This window comes from Amycolatopsis silviterrae (assembly GCF_042684085.1).
Taxonomy (GTDB): domain Bacteria; phylum Actinomycetota; class Actinomycetes; order Mycobacteriales; family Pseudonocardiaceae; genus Amycolatopsis; species Amycolatopsis silviterrae.
The window spans coordinates 364,862-381,758 of sequence record NZ_JBHUKS010000018.1 but is presented as its reverse complement, the minus strand read 5'-3'; the positions used below and the strand labels follow the sequence as shown (position 1 = coordinate 381,758).

Below are 16,897 nucleotides of genomic sequence, written 5' to 3'. Positions count from 1 at the left end.
CGTGCGCGCGGGTGCGGGCGGTAGTGCGAACATGTGGTCATGAAGGCACGTGTCTTGGTGGTCGACGACGACCCGGCGCTGGCGGAGATGCTCACCATCGTCCTCCGCGGCGAGGGGTTCGACACCGCGGTGGTCGCGGACGGTTCGCGGGCGCTGCCCGCGCTGCGGGAGCTGAAACCGGACCTGGTCCTGCTCGACCTCATGCTGCCCGGCATGAACGGCATCGACGTGTGCAAGGCGATCCGCGCCGAGTCCGGCGTGCCGATCGTCATGCTCACCGCCAAGAGCGACACCGTCGACATCGTGCTCGGCCTCGAGTCCGGCGCCGACGACTACGTCGTCAAGCCGTTCAAGCCGAAGGAACTGGTCGCCCGCGTGCGCGCCCGGATGCGCCGCACCGAGGCCGAGCCCGCCGAATCGCTCACCATCGGCGATCTCGCGATCGACGTCCCCGGACACGAGGTCACCCGGGAGGGCAAGGCGATCCCGCTGACCCCGCTCGAATTCGACCTGCTCGTGGCGCTGGCCCGCAAGCCGCGCCAGGTGTTCACCCGCGAGGTGCTGCTCGAACAGGTCTGGGGCTACCGGCACGCGGCCGACACCCGGCTGGTGAACGTGCACGTCCAGCGCCTGCGCTCGAAGGTGGAGAAGGACCCGGAGCACCCCGAGGTGGTGCTGACGGTGCGCGGAGTCGGGTACAAGGCCGGCCCGCCGTGAGCGTGCGATGACCGGTTTCGCGGGGCGGCTTCGCGCCGCCGTCCGCGCCGCGGCCCGGCTGTCCGGCCGGGTCGTGGTTTTCGCCCGCCGCCGCGCGGTGGCGTTCAACGAGCTGTGGAAGCACTCGCTGCAGTTCCGCGTCACGATCTCGACGCTCGCGCTGTCCTCGGCCGTGGTGTTCGTGCTGGGCATGGTCCTGCAGAACCAGATCACCGAACGGCTGCTGGACACCAAGCGCCGCGCCGCGATCGAGCAGACCCAGGCGCTGGCCGACACCGCCGCCCGTGAGCTGGTCGGCGTCGGCGGCGAGTCCGCGGACGCGCTGCACACGCGATTGCAGAACGCGCTCAAGAAGATTTCGACCACGTCTTCGTCGCGCGCGGGTTCCACCGCGGGCACCTTCGATCCCGTGCTGGCCAGCGTCGGACGCGGCCAGTCCGACACCGACCCGGTGTTCGTCGGGCCGTTCGGCTCGGTGCCGGAGCGGCTGCGCCAGTTCGTCGAGGCCGATCACCTCGCCCGGCTCGAGCACACCGTCGACGAGAACGGCGCGCGGACCACGTACCTGATCGTCGGCACGCCGCTGCTGTCCGGGACCAGCCCGCTGCAGCTGTACCTGCTGTTCCCGCTCACCAGCGAGCAGACCACCGTCTCGACCGTGCAGAACACCTTGTTCGTGGCCGGCATCGTGCTGCTGCTGTTGCTCGCCGGCATCACGAACCTGGTGGTGCGGCAGGTGGTGCGGCCGGTCCGGCAGGCGGTCGCGGCGGCCGAGCAGTTCGCGGGCGGCGACCTCGACCAGCGGCTCGCCGTCGTGGGCGAGGACGACCTCGCCAAGCTCGCGGTTTCCTACAACAGCATGGCGGCCAGCATCCAGAACCAGATCCGCCAGCTCGAGGAATTCGGCGGGCTGCAGCGCCGGTTCACCTCCGACGTTTCGCACGAGCTGCGCACCCCGCTCACCACCGTGCGGATGGCCGCCGACGTGCTGCACGCGTCGCGCGAGCAGTTCCCGCCCGGCCTTGCCCGCTCTACTGAGCTGCTGGTCGACGAGCTGGACCGGTTCGAGGCGCTGCTCGGCGACCTGCTGGAGATCAGCAGGCTCGACGCGGGCGTCGAGGAGCTGTCGGCCGAGTACATCGACGTGCGGCCGATCGCGACCCGCGCGGTCGAGCAGGTGCGGGTGCTCGCCGGAACCGCGGGCAGCGCGGTCGAACTGGTGCTGCCGGACGAGGACACCTCGGCCGACGTGGACGCCCGCCGGATCGAGCGGATCCTGCGCAATCTGCTGGCCAACGCGGTCGACCACAGCGAGGGCAAACCGGTGGTGCTGACCGTCGCGGTGAACGAGACCGCGGTCGCGATCACCGTCCGGGACTACGGCGTCGGCCTGCGGGCGGGGGAGGCCGAGCTGGTGTTCAACCGGTTCTGGCGCGCCGACCCGTCGCGCAACCGGCGCACCGGCGGCACCGGGCTGGGGCTCGCGATCAGCCAGGAGGACGCGCGGCTGCACGGCGGCGTCCTCGACGCGTGGGGCGAACCGGGCCACGGCGCGTGCTTCCGGCTCGTGGTGCCGCGGCGGCAAGGCGTGCCGATCGCGGACAGCCCGCTGGTGCTGCCGCCGCCGGACGCCGTTTCGGAGATCACGCTGTCGCCGTCGTCGGTCGCCGAACTGCAGCCCGCGCCGGAAGCGATCCTGGCCGATCCGGCCCCGGACCGGGAGGAGGTCGGTCAGTGAGGCGAGTGCTTCTCCTTCTCGCCTGCGCGTTGGTGCTCGTGAGCTGCGCGAATGTGCCGCAGGAATCGCTGCCGGTCGTCGTGTCCGCGGAAAAGGCTCCGCAGCAGGCCAACAACGCGCCGGAGCCGCCGGCCAACGCCGAGCCCCTCGACATCGTGCGGCTGTTCATCAAGGCCAACGCCGATCCGCGGACCTACAACGCGGCCTCGAAGGCGTTCCTCGACGACAAACAGCGGGCCGCCTGGCGGCCGAACCGCTCGTTCACGATCATCGACAAGACGTTCAGCACGGTCTACGACACGGCCGCCACCTCCGGTCCCACCGCCACGCCAGCGCCGTCGTCGACCGCGCCGGATCCGAACGTCCGCACGGTCACCGTGCGCGGTTCGGTGCTCGGCACGCTGAGCGCGGACTCCGCGTTCATCCCCGGCAGCGGCCCGGCCGAGCAGACCTTCCAGGTGCGCAAGCAGGCCGACGGGCAATGGCGGATCTCCAGCCCGCCCCCGCCGGTGCTGCTGGTGACCGACGACGAGTTCGACGGCAACTACAACCAGGTCGCGGTGAGCTTCTACTCGCCGGGCTCCGGCACCTTCGTGCCGGACCTGCGCTATGTCCCGGCGAAACCGCAGTCGGGCATGCCGGGCCGGGTCATGGACCTGATCATGCAGGGCCCTTCGGCCGGGCTCACCGGCGCGGTGAAGAACCTGTTCGGCGACGGCGTGCAGCTTGAGAACAACGTGAAGAACAACGACGACGGCTCGCTCACCGTGCAGTTGAGCGGGCTCAGCGGGGCCAGCCCGGAGACACGGACGCTGATCGCCGCGCAGATCGTGCTGTCGATGCAGACCGTCACGTCCACCCGGATCCGGCTGCTCGCCGACGGCGGGCCGCTCGTGCCCGGCCACGAGTACTGGCGCGGCAGCGATGTGCCCGCGTACAACGCCGCTTCGTCGCCGAGTTCGGACTTGCTGGGCCTGATGACGATCGGCGGCCGCGTCCGTTCGCTCGGCGACGGCGCGCCGGTCGCGGGCGCGGTGGGCAACGGCGCGTACCAGGTGGTGAGCGCGGCCCAGTCGATCGACGGCAAGCGCCTCGCGGTGGTCGAGCAGGACGGCGAGCGGGTCCGGCTGCGCATCGGCGACCTCGGCCGCGACCTGCCGACAGTCGAGCTCGGCGGCGGTTCGCTGAGCCGTCCCACCTGGCGGCCGGCGCAGACCGGGGCCGGGCCGTCGAACGAGGTGTGGACGGTCGTCGACCATTCGATCATCGCGCGGATGGTCCTCGATCCGAACGGCCACTGGCTGCGCCAAAGCGTCAACGCGAACGACCTGCTGGCGCTGGGCCCGATCGGCGTCCTGCGGCTTTCCCGGGACGGTGCCCGCGTGGCCGCGACGGTGAACGGCCAGCTGGTCGTGGCGTCGGTGGTGCGCAGCGGCGACACGGTCACCTTGCGCGAGCCGCGGGTCCTGCAGCCGGGTGTGCTGACGGACGTCTCGGACGTGGACTGGGGTTCGACGCCGGACACCCTCGTCGCCGCGACTGCCTCGCCGTCGCAGCCGGTCCAGCGTCTGTCGGTCGACGGGCGGCGGATGGACGCCTACAACAGCTCGAACCTCACCGCTCCGGTGCGCGCGGTCGCGGCGGCTCCGAGCAGGCCGATCGTGGTCGCGGACGCCGGCGGGCTGTGGACGGCGACGGAGCTGGGCGAGGTGTGGCGGCCGCATTCGCACTCGATGCAGAACGCGGATCCGTTCTATCCGGGGTGATTTCCGGGCTCCCGGTCCGCGGCCGCCCGAAACTGTCGGTGGTCGGGTGCACACTCGGAGTCATGTCGCTGAACCTGATCCTGCCGACCGCTTGTGCCGGCTGTGAAACCCGCGGCGCGCCGGTGTGCGCCGCCTGCTCCTCGGCGTGGGGGTCCCCCACTGAGGTGTTTCGCCCGCCGCTGGCGGCGCTGGCCCCGGCCTATGCGCTGGCCCGCTATACGGGTGTCGCCAAGCGGATCCTGATCGCCTACAAGGAACGTCGTCGCCGCGATCTGGCTCCGTTTTTGGGCTGGGTGCTCGCGGTCGGCCTCATGGCGTTGCCGCTGGGCGGGCTGCTGGGCAGTCCGTGGTGCCTGGTTCCCGCTCCGAGCAGGCGGATTGCTTCGCGGGTTCGCGGCGGTCCGCACGTCCTCCGGATCGCGGCGGAAACCGCTCGGTGGACGGGTGCTTACGTCGCGCCTGCCCTGGTGCTGAAGGGCGGGCGGGACGCGGTCGGGTTGAACCGGGCGGAACGGGTCGCCAATCTGGCGGGCCGCCTCCGCTTCGCCGCGGCCGGGCGTCCGCCGCCGGGGACGCGGGTCGTGGTGGTGGACGACGTGATCACCACAGGGGCCACGTCCGCCGCATGCGTCACGGCGTTGAAAAACGCGGGCGTCCCGGTGGTGGCGGTACTCGCCCTGCTGGCGACAGTCTGAGAGGCAGTCCGTGTCCGAAACCCGAACGTGCCGTCCGCCGCTCGCGAATCCGCCGACATCCGAAACCGAAATCCGGTGCGCGCGTCCCGATCTCTCGCGCTGGCCGCGGCCAAACCGGAACGATTCCAAAAACCGTCCGCCGTACGGCTTTCGCCCACTTCCTTGTCCGGGAGGCAATTGACGCGCCACGCACCACTACCGCCAGGTGTCACCTACACGAGTGATGTCAAGAGGGAACCTCCGACTGCCGTCGCCCGTTGATCGGATATGAGGGCCAAGGCCGGAATCACTCCCGCAGCGGGGCAGTCCACCGAGGTGGCGGCTGTGCCGGGCGGGCCGGTCACCCTCGGCGTCCGAGGTGCCGCCGGGTTGCGCCGTCCGCGTGAAACCAGGGCACGCGCGCTCGGCCTTCCGGGCGGCGATTTCGGGCTGCGCACGCATGATTCACTGCGCCCCGTGACGGGTTCCCGGATCGTGACATCCCCCGGCTCGGGGGCTGTTGCGGACGGCGTGATGAAGCTAACGTGCTCCGCTATCAGCAATACCCGCAGGCAGGGAGGTGTGCAGCCCATGTCCCTGGCGCCGGCGGCCCGCTGAGTCCGCGTTCGCGCTACCGCCACGAGACGTCGTGATCCGGTCGCCGAATTCTTTATCAGCCCGCCGAACCGAGCAGTAACCGCTTCAGTACCGGTGCCGTGAGAACACAACAGCTCGCAGTTTCCTCAGCGAGGGAGGTCGTGTATGGACATCGTCGTTAAGGGCCGCAACGTGGAGGTGCCCGAGCATTACCGGGCGCTTGTCAGCGAAAAGCTGGCCCGCCTTGAGCGCTACGACAAGAAGGTCATCCGCTACGAAGTGGAACTCTTCCACGAACCCAACCGCAGGCAGGCCAAGAGCTGCCAGCGCGTCGAGATCACCGGGAAGGGCCGCGGTCCGGCTGTCCGCTCCGAAGCGAGCGCGGCCGACTTCTACGCAGCGCTCGACTCCGCCGTCACCAAGCTGGAAAACCGGCTCCGGCGGACACACGACCGCAGGCGCGTGCATTACGGACGCAGCCGTCCGGAGTCCGTCGCCGAGGCGACGTCGATGGCCGGCGGATCCGATGCCGTCGCCGGGCCCGCCATGGGCACGGCCGTACTGGACGCACCCGACGCGACCGAACCCATGGTGAACGGTTTCGCGGCGACGAGTGCGGGCGACATTCCCCGGCAGGGGCGCTGGGAAGACGAGGACCTGGGCCATCAGCCCGGCCGCGTCGTCCGCGAGAAGCAACACGCCGCGGACCCCATGACGGTGGACCAGGCTCTCTACGAGATGGAGCTGGTCGGCCACGACTTCTACCTGTTCAACGACTCCGAGGCCGGCCGGCCGAGTGTCGTCTACCGGCGAAAGGGCTTCGACTACGGCGTGATCCGGCTGGGCTGACTCCGGCCTGAGCACAACCTCGCAGGTACGGCCCGCACGCGAACGCGTGCGGGCCGTCCGCGTGCCCGGAGTGCGACCCGCGGCACGACCTTCGTCGGGACCTGTGCGAACCTGTCGTGACCTTCTGCGACGACGTGCGTGCGCGGACCAGCCCGCGTTCCCTACGATGGGGGAGACGGCGGCGGCGCACACGGGCGCCAGCCGCGGCGATTACTGCCCGGGACCGGCCTGGGCGCGATCATGATCAGCTAGTGAGGTCGACCGGATGGTGCTGAACCGCCTGCTCCGCGCGGGCGAGGGCAAGATGGTGAAGCGGCTGCGCAACATCGCCGATCACATCAACACCCTCGAAGACGACGTGAAGGACCTGTCGGACGCCGAACTGCGGGCCAAGACCGACGAGTTCCGCGAGCGGTACGGCAAGGGCGAATCACTGGACGAGCTGCTGCCGGAGGCGTTCGCCGTCGCCAGGGAAGCGGCGCACCGCGTGCTCGGCCAGCGGCCGTACGACGTCCAGCTGATGGGCGGGGCGGCGCTGCACCTCGGCCAGGTCGCCGAAATGAAGACCGGTGAGGGCAAGACGCTCACCTGCGTTCTCGCGGCCTACCTGAACGCGATCCCCGGGGACGGCGTGCACGTCGTCACCACCAACGACTACCTCGCCAAGCGCGACGCGGAGTGGATGGGCCGCATCCACCGCTTCCTCGGGCTCGAGGTCGGCGTCATCATCGCCGAACAGGACCCGCAGGAGCGTCGCAAGCACTACAACGCCGACGTCACCTACGGCACGAACAACGAGTTCGGCTTCGACTACCTGCGCGACAACATGACGTGGTCGCTCGACGAATGCGTGCAGCGCGGGCACAACTTCGCGATCGTCGACGAGGTCGACTCGATCCTCATCGACGAGGCGCGCACCCCGCTGATCATCTCCGGCCCCGCGGACCAGTCGTCGCGGTGGTACGTCGAATTCGCCCGGCTCGCGCCGCTGATGCAGGGCATCGACACCACCACCATGGGCACGCGCGAGCGGGTCGAGAAGGCCAACCTGATCAACTCGAAGTACCACTACGAGGTCGACGTCCGCAAGCGCACCGTCGCGGTCACCGAGAAGGGCGTCCGGTACGTCGAGGACCAGCTCGGCATCGAGAACCTCTACGAGGCGGCGAACACCCCGCTGGTCGGCTACTTGAACAACGCGCTCAAGGTCAAGGAGCTGTACCACAAGGACAAGGACTACATCGTCCGCGACGGCGAGGTCATGATCGTCGACGAGTTCACCGGGCGCATCCTGGTCGGCCGCCGCTACAACGAGGGCATGCACCAGGCGATCGAGGCCAAGGAAGGCGTCGAGATCAAGGCGGAGAACCAGACGCTCGCCACGATCACGTTGCAGAACTACTTCCGGCTGTACTCGAAGCTGTCCGGCATGACCGGTACCGCCGAGACCGAGGCCGCCGAGTTCCACCAGACCTACAAGCTCGGCGTGGTGCCGATTCCCACGAACCGGCCGATGGTCCGCGCCGACCGCGCCGACCTGATCTACAAGAACGAGCAGGCCAAGTTCGAGGCCGTCGCCGAGGACATCGCCGAGCGGCACGAAAAGGGCCAGCCGGTGCTGGTCGGCACCACGAGCGTGGAGAAGTCCGAGCACCTGTCGAAGCTGCTGCTCAAGCTGGGCGTGCCGCACGAGGTGCTGAACGCGAAGTACCACAACAAGGAAGCGCTGATCGTCGCGCGGGCGGGCAAGAAGGGCCAGGTCACGGTCGCCACGAACATGGCGGGCCGCGGTACCGACATCGTGCTCGGCGGCAACCCGGACATCATGGCCGACGAGGTGCTGCGCGAACGCGGTCTCGACCCGGTCGAGCACTCCGAGGAGTACGAGGCCGCGTGGCCGAAGGTGCTCGAGGAGATCAAGGAAGAGGCGCGAGTCGAGGCGGACGCCGTCCGCGAGGCGGGCGGGCTGTACGTGCTCGGCACCGAGCGGCACGAATCGCGGCGCATCGACAACCAGCTGCGCGGCCGTTCCGGACGGCAGGGCGACCCCGGCGAATCGCGGTTCTACCTGTCGCTGGGCGACGACCTGATGCGCCGGTTCAACGCGGTGCTGGTCGAACGCATCATGACCACCATGCGGCTGCCGGACGACGTGCCGATCGAGCACAAGATGGTCTCCAAGGCGATCAAGAGCGCGCAGACCCAGGTCGAGCAGCTCAACATGGAGACCCGCAAGAACGTCCTCAAGTACGACGAGGTCATGAACGAGCAGCGCAAGGTGATCTACGCCGAGCGGCTGCGCGTGCTCGGCGGCGAGGACCTGCGCGAGCAGATCGAGCACATGATCATCGACGTGGTGAAGGCGTACGCCGCGGGCGCGACGGCGCAGGGCTACGCCGAGGACTGGGACCACGAGCAGCTGTGGACCGCGCTGAAGACGCTGTACCCGGTGAGCCTCGACTGGGACGACCTGGTCGAAGACGGCGACCTCGACGCGGAAAGCCTTACCCAGGCACTGGTCGACGACGCACTCGCCGCGTACGCCAAGCGCGAGGCCGAGATCGACGAGCTGGTCGGCGAGGAAGGCTCGATGCGCCGCCTCGAGCGGCAGGTCATGCTCACCGTGCTGGACCGCAAGTGGCGCGAGCACCTCTACGAGATGGACTATCTCAAGGAGGGCATCGGCATGCGGGCGCTCGCCCAGCGCGACCCGCTGATCGAGTACCAGCGCGAGGGCTTCGACATGTTCCGCGCGATGCTCGACTCGCTGAAGGAGGAGGCCGTCGGCTTCCTGTTCAACCTGCAGGTCGAGCGCGCCGAACCGGAACCCGCGCACCAGCCGGAACCGTCGGCGCTCCCGGGCGGCGTCACGTCCGCGACCGCCGCGGCGGCCGGATCCTTCGGCGCCAAGGCCGAGGACGAGGGCAAGCACGCCCGCCCGGCCCCGCCGCAGCCGCCGGCCACCGACTCCGACTCGGTCCCGTCCGCCTTGCGCGGCAAGGGATTGGGCGGCGGTGTCCAATCCGGACTGACCATGTCCGGCCCGTCCGAGGGCGGCGGCGTCGAGTCCCATTCGGACAGCGCGAACGAGTCGGAAACAGGCGGCGCGAGCGGCGGCACCCGGCGGGAACGCCGGGCTGCCGAGCGGGCGCAGTCCAAGAAGGGCAAGAAGGGACCGCGGCGCTGACGCGTCCCTGGCTGTCCATTGTGGACGGCTGAGCACGGCGGAGAACGGCAGCACGGGCAATGCTCGTGCTGCCGTTCCGTCGTTTCCGGGGCGAGCCGGGGCCACAGTGGACTGACGCTCGATCAGGGGACGCTGGCTGGGTGGCAGATGGCCCGCTTGCCTGGCCGAGTTGATTGTCTGGCGCTGCGCTGCCCAAACTCTTGGGCCCGGATTTCCACCGATGCAGGATTGCTGTACCACAAGTCAGGACAGCTGTCCCACTTCGCTAGGCAACCGAAGGCCGATCAGGTCGTGCAGGCTCGGTTCGCGGTGCGAGCACGTGAAACCGGGTGCACACCCAGCCCGTCCGGGTGCGCTCGAACCGGGCCGCCAGTGCCAGCACTCGCGGTCCGGAGTGGATGATCGCGCTGGTTTCCAGCACGGTCTCGGCTGGACGGCAGACGTGCAGATCCCCGGCGACGTGGTGGCGGATGCCCGGCATCAGGGCCTGGCTGCTGAGCCGCGAGAACAGCGCTTCGTCCACGAGCGGCCGGATCTGGCCCGCCGCGCGACGGCCCGCGAGGACTTCGAGGATGGCGTTGAGCCGCTGGGTGAGTCGTCGTCCGGCGGGCGGGTCGGCGAGCCGCAGCAACCGGTGCCCGGCGGGCGGCAGGTCGTACGGCGACGGCCACGCGCCTCGGCGGTGCGTTCGCCTGCCCCTGACCTCCGCGACGGCAGCCAGCGGCCGGAGGCTGTGGTTCGTCATTGAAGTTCCTCCCCGAAACATGGACGTCCACCCGCGGTTTGGTGTGCGTCCGTTTCCAGCGACGGGACGGCGAGCGCCTGATCCGGCGAAAAGGGCGGAACTGGGCGGACCGGCTCCGGCTGATGCGCTAGTGCGCCTTGCCCAGCGGGCTGCGGTGGGCCGGTTACGGTGGGAGTCCGCAGCACGGGACTGCTGACGGGCGGGATGTTTCCGCTGAAGGCGCGGCGTTTGCCGAGATCTTGGGCGTTGTCGAACCGGAGTGCGCCCCGCGGAACAGCGGATACGCTGGCGGAGTGTTGAAAGGCTTGCTCATCGACTACGCCGGAGTGCTCACCGACCCGGACGCGGCGCTGCTCTACGACTACCTCCGCGATGCCCGGGCGAAAGGCACCAGCACCGCGCTGGTGTCGAACGCGCCCGGAGCCGCGCCGGGGGTGAAAACCGAGCTGTCGCAGTACTTTGACGCGCTCGTGTTCTCCGGTGAGGTCGGCGTCGCCAAACCGGATCGCGAGATCTATCTCGTCGCGGCCGAGCGGATCGGGCTGGCCGTGCCTCGGTGTGTCTTCATCGACGACGCCGAGCGGAATGTGCGCGGGGCCGTCGCGGCGGGGATGGTCGGGGTGCACCACCGCACGGTCGCCGGCACCCTCGACGAACTGGCGGCGTTGTTCAGCTGACCCCGCGCCGCACCAGTTCGAACGACAGCACGGCGGCCGCGGCGGAGACGTTCAGCGATTCGACGTCGCCGGGCATCGGGATGGACACCCACTCCGTCACCAGTTCGGCCACCGCCTCGCCCACACCTTCGGTTTCACCGCCCAGCACGAACGCCGACCGTTGCGGCAGTTCGACATCGAAGATCGACGTCGACGCCGAGGCACCGAGTGCGTACAGGCTGTATCCGGCCTCCACCAGCATTTCCGCCGCCTCGCGTGCTGATCCGCAGCGCAGCATCGGTGCCCGGAAGGCAACGCCCGCCGAGGATTTCACCACCATCGGATCCAGCGCGGCGACGCCACGGCGCGGCACGATCACGCCGGACAGCCCGGCGGCCGTCGCGGTGCGCAGGATCATTCCGACGTTGGCGGGGGTGGTGATGCCGTCGAGAAGCAGCAGCCGCGCGGGCGGGCGGCGGTCGTCCAGCGCTGCGGCGAGGGCGCGCATGCGCGGCGCGACGACGTCGGCCAGCACGCCCTGGTCCTGTTTTCCGTTACCGGCCAGTACTTTCACCCGGTGCGCGCTCGCCCGCTGCACCGGCACCCCGGCGGCTTTCGCGGCGCGCTGGATTTCCGCGGCGGCGGGGCCGCGCGCGGTGTCGGCGAGGATCACCTTGTCCACGCGCAGGTCCGGATCGCCCAGCGCCTCCAGCACGGGCTTGCGCCCGTAAACGGTCAGGAAGCGGTCTTTCGGCGAACCCGCCAGCTCATCACCCACACAGGCCAGTCTCGCATTGTGTAAGGATCGGCTCATGCCCGACCGCCTGTCCGCGCTGGACGCCTCGTTCCTGTACGTCGAGGACCAGACGACGCCGATGCACGTCGGGGGCGTGGCGATCTTCGAACGGCCGCCGTCCGGATTCACCTACGAGCAGGTGCTCGACCTCGTCGGCGCGCGGCTGGCGTTCCTGCCCCGCTACCGCCAGCGCGTGCTCGCGGTGCCGGGGCACCTCGCGCGCCCGGTGTGGGTGGACGACGTCGACTTCGACCTGAACTACCACGTCCGCCGCTCCGCGCTGCCCCAGCCGGGCAGCGACGACCAGCTGTTCGACCTGGTCGCGCGGCTGATGTCGCGGCGGCTCGCGCCGGAACGGCCGCTGTGGGAGGCGTATTTCGTCGAGGGGCTGGCCGGTGACCGGGTCGCGATGGTGACGAAAACACACCAGTCCGTTGTGGACGGTGTCGGCACGATCGACCTCGGCCAGCTGATCCTCGACGAGACCCCGGAAGCGCCCGAGCCGTTCGAGGACATGTGGGCGCCGCGGCGCGAGCCGAGCCGTACGCAACTGGTCCTCGACGCGATGAGCGAGACCGTGCAGCGGCCCGGCGAGCTGATCGAAAACGTGCGCTCGATCGCCGGTGACGCGGTGACCACGGTGAGCAAGGCTGTCGAGACGCTCGGTGGCGTCGCGGCGACGATCACGCGGCCCGCGCCGCCCGGGCCGCTGAACGTCCGGGTGTCCGGCGGCCGGGTGTTCTCGGTCGTGCGCACGCGGCTGGAGGATTTCCGCAAGATCCGCGCGGACCACGGCGGCACGGTCAACGACGTAATCCTGGCCGCGATCACCGGTGCGCTGCGGGAATGGCTGCTGTCGCGCGGGGAGAACCTCACCCCGACCGAAACCGTGCGCGCGCTCGTGCCGATGGCGGTCACCGACGTCGAAACCGCCGAGTTCGCCACGCCCGCGCTGGTCGGCAACCAGGTCGCGGCGTATCTGATCGACCTGCCGGTCGGCGAGCCGAGCGCGGGGCTGCGGCTGCAGCACATCGGGCACGCGATGGCCGAGCACCTGAATTCGGGAAGATCGGTGGCCGCGCGCGGGTTGCTGAAGGTGAGCGGGTTCGCGCCGGCGACGCTGCATTCGCTCGGCGCGCGGGCGGGCGGATCGCTGTCCGGGCGGATTTTCAACCTGATGATCACGAATTCGCCGGGGCCGCAGGTGCCGGTGTACGCCGGAGAGGCGAGACTGGTGGAGATGTTCCCCGTGATGCCGCTGATGCGCACGCAGGCGCTGGCGATCGGGGTCACCTCCTACCACGGCGGTGTCTACTTCGGACTCAACGGCGACCGCAAAGCCGCGTTCGACGTCGGGCTGCTCGGCGGGATGATCGAAGAAGCACTGGAAGAGCTGAAGGGTGCGCACTGGTGAGGGTTTATCTGCCTGCGACGATCGCGATGCTGCGCGACCTGGAGGCCAACGGCGAGTTCCGCGCTCGCAGCGGCACCGGGTTCGCGCTGACGCCCGCCCTGCGCGAGGCGTATGCGAGCGGTTCCGACGAGGAACTGGAATACGCGGCTTTACTGGACGCGGCCCGCGCTTCGCTGCGCCTGATCGCGGCTGAGGAAAAGGGCGAACCGCGGCGTGCGGTGGTGTCGGTGGACGTCGACGACGCGACCCTGCGCCCGGATCTCGACGCGGCTGTCGTGCGGCTGGCCGGTCCGGTGCCGAAGTCGCAGATCGCGGCGATCCACGTGGACTCGGCCGAGGCGGAGGACGCCGTGACGGCCGCGGCCGCGGTGATCGACGCAGCCGACCTTGGCGACGAGGACGCCGAGTTCACCCTTGGCGACGCCGAGGACCACGAGCTGGCCTGGTACGCCCTGCAGGAGCTGCCTTTCCTGCTCGAACTGCTCTAGCGGTCCGTGAAGGACTCCTTGAGGGAATCAGATTCCCTCAAGGAGTCCTTCACGGCACGTCAGCTGCCGCCGGTCATGGTGCCGATGTCGGCGGGGGCGGGCGCGTCGATCGTCACGGGGGAGTTCCAGTCCGTGTAGCGCGCTTTGACCGTGGCGGCACCGGTCTGGCCGGTCGCCTGCATGACCGGCGACAGGTCGAGGACCAGCTGCATCGGCCGGTGCTGCGGGTCCAGCCAGAGGTCGAACGGGACCGCCTTGCCCTGGTCGCCGAGTCGGGTCAGCGCTTCGGCGGGCAGGCCGCCGGGCAGCTCGGAGCCGAGTTTCCCCAGGTCGACGGTGAGGTGGTAGTGCTCGGCCGGGGCCCCGTCGAGGGTGGTCGCGTCGCTGGCGGCCACCGTCCCCGCCGTGCGGACCTGCGCCAGGGTGCGCGCCGGGTCGTTCTGCTCGGCCAGTTGCGCCAGGCTGCCGCCCAGCACCTGCGAGAGCGGATCGGTGCCGTCCGGCGACACCTTCACCCACGCTTTGTGGTCGCTGACCTGGTCACGAGCGCTTTCCGGGACCTTCGCGTACAGCGTCTTGGCGACCAGGCGCAGTTCGAGCGGTTCGCCGACGTAGTCCGTCGTCATCGACAGCGACGTTCCGGTGCTGTCGAATTTCGCCTGGCCTTGTCCGTGGGACACGAGGGTGCCGGTGGTGACGTCCGCGGTGAACTTCGCGGTATGGCCGGCCAGGGTCGCGGCCGACGCGGCGTCCGCGAGCGCGCGGGCGTCGGTGAAGCGCTGTGGTTCCGGGGTGCTGGAACAGCCTGCCGAAGCGACCGCCAGCAGCGCGGCGACCCCCGCCACGGCCGTCCTGCGCATCCGAAAACCCTCTCTGACCGGCCGTAAGTCCCTCAAGCCAAGCACAGCGGATTGGGCGGACCCGTTCGGGGGAACGCGTGCTACCGGCAGTAGCGCATAAAAAACGGGCCCCGAGCCGGAGTGGCTCGGGGCCCGCGAAAAGCGGCTGGGATCAGCGCCCCATCTTCTTCATCATCTCGCCGAAGTCGGCGACCTGGTCGGCGGGCGGAGCCGTCACGTCGACCGGCTTGCCCCAGTCGGTGTACTTGACGGTGATCTTGCCTGCGGCCCCGGCGTTCTGGCCCGCCGCGCCGCCGATCTGCTTCATCATCTCCGACTGGTCCATCGTGATCTGCACCGGAAGCTGGTCCTTGTCGATCCAGATCTCGGCCGGGATCTTGATGTTCTTGCCCTCGAGCATCTTCTTCATCTGGCTCTGGACCTCGGCGGGCATGCCCTTGGCGTTGGCCTCCATGGACTTGCTGACGTCCAGCTCAACCTTGTAGTGGTTGACCTTCTCGCCGTTCAGCTCGACCTGGTCGGCCCCGGTGATCTGGCCTGCCTTCGAGACCTGGTCGAGGATCTGGGTCGGGTCGCTCTGCTGGGTCGACTGCGCCATGGTCTTGCTGAACGTCTGGGACAGCGGGTCGGTGGCGTCCGGCGAGATCTTCAGCCACGGCTTGTCGCTGCCGAACTGCTTGGCCTGCGCGGCCGGGACCTTCATGTAGAGGGTCTTGTCGACGTAGCGCATCTCGGTGGCGCCCTGCGGGGAGTCCATCGTCATCGTCATGGCGGAGTTCTCGCCGTCGAAGCGCATCGAGCCTTCGGCCTTGCCCTGGCCCGCCATGTCCATCGACATCTTCGCCGACTTGGCCTTCTCGGCGCCCTGCTTGCTCGCGTCGGCCAGCTTCAGCGCGTCGCTGAACGGCGACGCGAGGCCGCCCGACCCGCCGTCCTTGCCCTGCTGCCCGGCCGGAGCCGCGGTGCCGGTCTCGGTGCTCGAGCCGCAGCCGGTCAGCACCAGTGCCAGCGCCGCACCGGCGGCGACGGCGAACGTCGTGGTCTTGCGCATGCTTCTCCCCCTAGGAAGGAATCGGTCTTTCACCCGCGTCGTCGCCGGTCGACCGTCGTGGTCGGCTCCTTGCGGTCCGGCGAGCGGGCCACTGGCGGGGTGACTCCGCGAGGTCGCTTCTGTGACGCCGCACGGGGGAAAAAGGTTCCCCCGTCCGGACAGAATTTCCTCCGGTTCGTCCCCTGCCGTCTTGCGTATCGCGGACGGCGGCGCGAGGTTACCGCTTTCAGGTCACGATTCGGCGCGAATTTCCCCGCCGCCCGCTCGCGACACCAGCAGCCTGCGCAGCGAGGCCAGCCGCTCCGCCCCGGCGTTGCCGCCGGCGACCACGGCGTCCAGCGCGCAGTCCGGGTCCTCGGGCGGGCCGAGGTGACCGCAGTTGGGCGGGCATTCCTCGGCGGCCTCGGCGAACTCCTCGAAGGCGTTGACGATGTCGTCCGCGGTCACGTGTGCGAGCCCGAACGAGCGGACGCCGGGGGTGTCGACCACCCAGCCCCCGTCGGCCAGCGGCAACGCGACCGCGGCCACCGAGGTGTGCCGTCCCTTGCCGACCGAGCTGACGTCGCCGGTCGCCAGTTCCGCGGCGGGCACCAGGCGGTTGACCAATGTCGATTTGCCGACTCCGGAGTGCCCGACGAGCGCGGTGACCCGGCCGTCGAGGCGTTCGCGCAGACCCTCGGGTTCCTCGTCGTGCCGGGTGACGATGGCCGGGACGTCGAGGCCCGCGTAGCCGGCGAGCAGCGAATCCGGGCTGGCGAGGTCGGATTTCGTGAGGCACAGCACGGGTTCCAGGCCGCCGGCGTAGCACGCGACGAGGCAGCGGTCGATGAATCCGGGCCGGGGAAGGGGATCGGCGAGCGAGGTGACGATCAGCAGCTGCGCGGCGTTCGCGACCACCACGCGTTCGTACGGGTCGGTGTCGTCGGCGGTGCGGCGCAGGACGCTGGTGCGCTCGTCCACGCGGACGATCCTGGCGAGCGTGTCCGGCCGTCCGGACACGTCGCCGACCAGCGCGACCATGTCGCCGACGACCACCGAGACCCGGCCCATTTCGCGGGCCCGCATGGCCGTCACGACCCGGTCCGGATCGGCGTCGACGGCGCAGGTCCAGCGGCCGCGGTCCTTGCCGATCACCATGGCGGTGACCGCGTCGGCGTGCTCGGGCCTGCGCTTGCTGCGTGGCCTGGTGCCTTTGCCTGGACGCACGCGCACGTCGGATTCGTCCAGCCGCCGCCAGTCGCCTCGCGCCAAGCCGCCCACGTCCTCCCGGTCACCCGTTGCCTGGTCGAATGATCCCATGCCAGTCGCGCCGGGCCCGGTTTGCGTGCGACGATGACCGCTGAGGCACCCCGAGGAGGT

The 16,897-nt window shown here is 69.9% G+C and carries 13 protein-coding genes and 1 pseudogene; 9 read left to right on the top strand and 5 right to left on the bottom strand.

Going from position 1 to position 16,897, the window contains the following annotated elements; all coding sequences use genetic code 11:
- Nucleotides 1–39 precede the first annotated feature (39 nt).
- From mtrA to secA, 6 genes and pseudogenes are all read left to right on the top strand, one after another.
- Nucleotides 40–717, top strand: coding sequence for an MtrAB system response regulator MtrA (gene mtrA, locus ACFSVL_RS27100; protein ID WP_005150760.1), 678 nt, complete (start codon nt 40–42; stop codon nt 715–717).
- A gap of 7 nt (nt 718–724) precedes the next feature.
- A complete protein-coding gene (gene mtrB / locus ACFSVL_RS27095) occupies nt 725–2,455 on the top strand; it encodes an MtrAB system histidine kinase MtrB (protein WP_378308368.1) in 1,731 nt (576 codons plus the stop codon).
- The gene (locus ACFSVL_RS27090) at nt 2,452–4,221 is read left to right on the top strand and encodes an LpqB family beta-propeller domain-containing protein (RefSeq protein ID WP_378308367.1); all 1,770 of its coding nucleotides are present in this window, start codon (nt 2,452–2,454) and stop codon (nt 4,219–4,221) included. The genes mtrB and ACFSVL_RS27090 overlap by 4 nt, the downstream gene beginning before the upstream one ends.
- Nucleotides 4,222–4,283: 62 nt before the next feature.
- Nucleotides 4,284–4,916 (top strand): ComF family protein, encoded by a 633-nt coding sequence (locus ACFSVL_RS27085; protein WP_378308366.1) that lies wholly within the window; start codon nt 4,284–4,286, stop codon nt 4,914–4,916.
- A gap of 741 nt (nt 4,917–5,657) precedes the next feature.
- Nucleotides 5,658–6,341, top strand: coding sequence for a ribosome hibernation-promoting factor, HPF/YfiA family (hpf, locus tag ACFSVL_RS27080; RefSeq protein ID WP_378308365.1), 684 nt, complete (start codon nt 5,658–5,660; stop codon nt 6,339–6,341).
- Nucleotides 6,342–6,606: 265 nt separating this feature from the next.
- Nucleotides 6,607–9,178 (top strand): annotated as a pseudogene (gene secA, locus ACFSVL_RS27075) (preprotein translocase subunit SecA); the annotation flags it as partial.
- A gap of 615 nt (nt 9,179–9,793) precedes the next feature.
- Here the strand turns inward: secA and ACFSVL_RS27070 are convergent.
- Complete coding sequence (locus ACFSVL_RS27070) at nt 9,794–10,273, bottom strand: Rv3235 family protein (RefSeq protein ID WP_378308363.1); 480 nt, start codon at nt 10,271–10,273, stop codon at nt 9,794–9,796.
- 293 nt (nt 10,274–10,566) lie between these two features.
- Between ACFSVL_RS27070 and ACFSVL_RS27065 the strand changes: the two genes are divergently transcribed.
- A complete protein-coding gene (locus ACFSVL_RS27065) occupies nt 10,567–10,950 on the top strand; it encodes an HAD-IA family hydrolase (protein WP_378308362.1) in 384 nt (127 codons plus the stop codon).
- On the opposite strand, the gene ACFSVL_RS27060 is transcribed toward ACFSVL_RS27065, so the two are convergent.
- Nucleotides 10,943–11,707 (bottom strand): TrmH family RNA methyltransferase, encoded by a 765-nt coding sequence (locus ACFSVL_RS27060; RefSeq protein ID WP_378308361.1) that lies wholly within the window; start codon nt 11,705–11,707, stop codon nt 10,943–10,945. The genes ACFSVL_RS27065 and ACFSVL_RS27060 overlap by 8 nt on opposite strands.
- Before the next feature lie 34 nt (nt 11,708–11,741).
- Between ACFSVL_RS27060 and ACFSVL_RS27055 the strand changes: the two genes are divergently transcribed.
- Together ACFSVL_RS27055 and ACFSVL_RS27050 are read left to right on the top strand one after the other, a co-directional pair.
- The gene (locus ACFSVL_RS27055; protein ID WP_378308360.1) at nt 11,742–13,139 is read left to right on the top strand and encodes a WS/DGAT/MGAT family O-acyltransferase; all 1,398 of its coding nucleotides are present in this window, start codon (nt 11,742–11,744) and stop codon (nt 13,137–13,139) included.
- Nucleotides 13,136–13,627, top strand: coding sequence for a DUF6912 family protein (locus tag ACFSVL_RS27050; RefSeq protein WP_354750345.1), 492 nt, complete (start codon nt 13,136–13,138; stop codon nt 13,625–13,627). Before ACFSVL_RS27055 ends, ACFSVL_RS27050 begins: the two co-directional genes overlap by 4 nt.
- A 59-nt stretch (nt 13,628–13,686) precedes the next feature.
- On the opposite strand, the gene ACFSVL_RS27045 is transcribed toward ACFSVL_RS27050, so the two are convergent.
- From ACFSVL_RS27045 to rsgA, 3 genes are all read right to left on the bottom strand, one after another.
- The gene (locus ACFSVL_RS27045; protein WP_378308359.1) at nt 13,687–14,487 is read right to left on the bottom strand and encodes a hypothetical protein; all 801 of its coding nucleotides are present in this window, start codon (nt 14,485–14,487) and stop codon (nt 13,687–13,689) included.
- 151 nt (nt 14,488–14,638) lie between these two features.
- Nucleotides 14,639–15,538, bottom strand: coding sequence for a hypothetical protein (locus ACFSVL_RS27040; RefSeq protein ID WP_378308358.1), 900 nt, complete (start codon nt 15,536–15,538; stop codon nt 14,639–14,641).
- A 231-nt stretch (nt 15,539–15,769) separates the two neighbouring features.
- Complete coding sequence (gene rsgA, locus ACFSVL_RS27035) at nt 15,770–16,789, bottom strand: ribosome small subunit-dependent GTPase A (protein WP_378308398.1); 1,020 nt, start codon at nt 16,787–16,789, stop codon at nt 15,770–15,772.
- Between the last annotated feature and the right edge of the window lie 108 nt (nt 16,790–16,897).

Coding starts and splice junctions, on each gene's coding strand:
- mtrA (WP_005150760.1), top strand. CDS start 40: ATGAAGGCACGTGTCTTGGTGGTCGACGACGACCCGGCGCTGGCGGAG.
- mtrB (WP_378308368.1), top strand. CDS start 725: ATGACCGGTTTCGCGGGGCGGCTTCGCGCCGCCGTCCGCGCCGCGGCC.
- ACFSVL_RS27085 (WP_378308366.1), top strand. CDS start 4,284: ATGTCGCTGAACCTGATCCTGCCGACCGCTTGTGCCGGCTGTGAAACC.
- hpf (WP_378308365.1), top strand. CDS start 5,658: ATGGACATCGTCGTTAAGGGCCGCAACGTGGAGGTGCCCGAGCATTAC.
- ACFSVL_RS27070 (WP_378308363.1), bottom strand. CDS start 10,273: ATGACGAACCACAGCCTCCGGCCGCTGGCTGCCGTCGCGGAGGTCAGG.
- ACFSVL_RS27055 (WP_378308360.1), top strand. CDS start 11,742: ATGCCCGACCGCCTGTCCGCGCTGGACGCCTCGTTCCTGTACGTCGAG.
- ACFSVL_RS27045 (WP_378308359.1), bottom strand. CDS start 14,487: ATGCGCAGGACGGCCGTGGCGGGGGTCGCCGCGCTGCTGGCGGTCGCT.
- ACFSVL_RS27040 (WP_378308358.1), bottom strand. CDS start 15,538: ATGCGCAAGACCACGACGTTCGCCGTCGCCGCCGGTGCGGCGCTGGCA.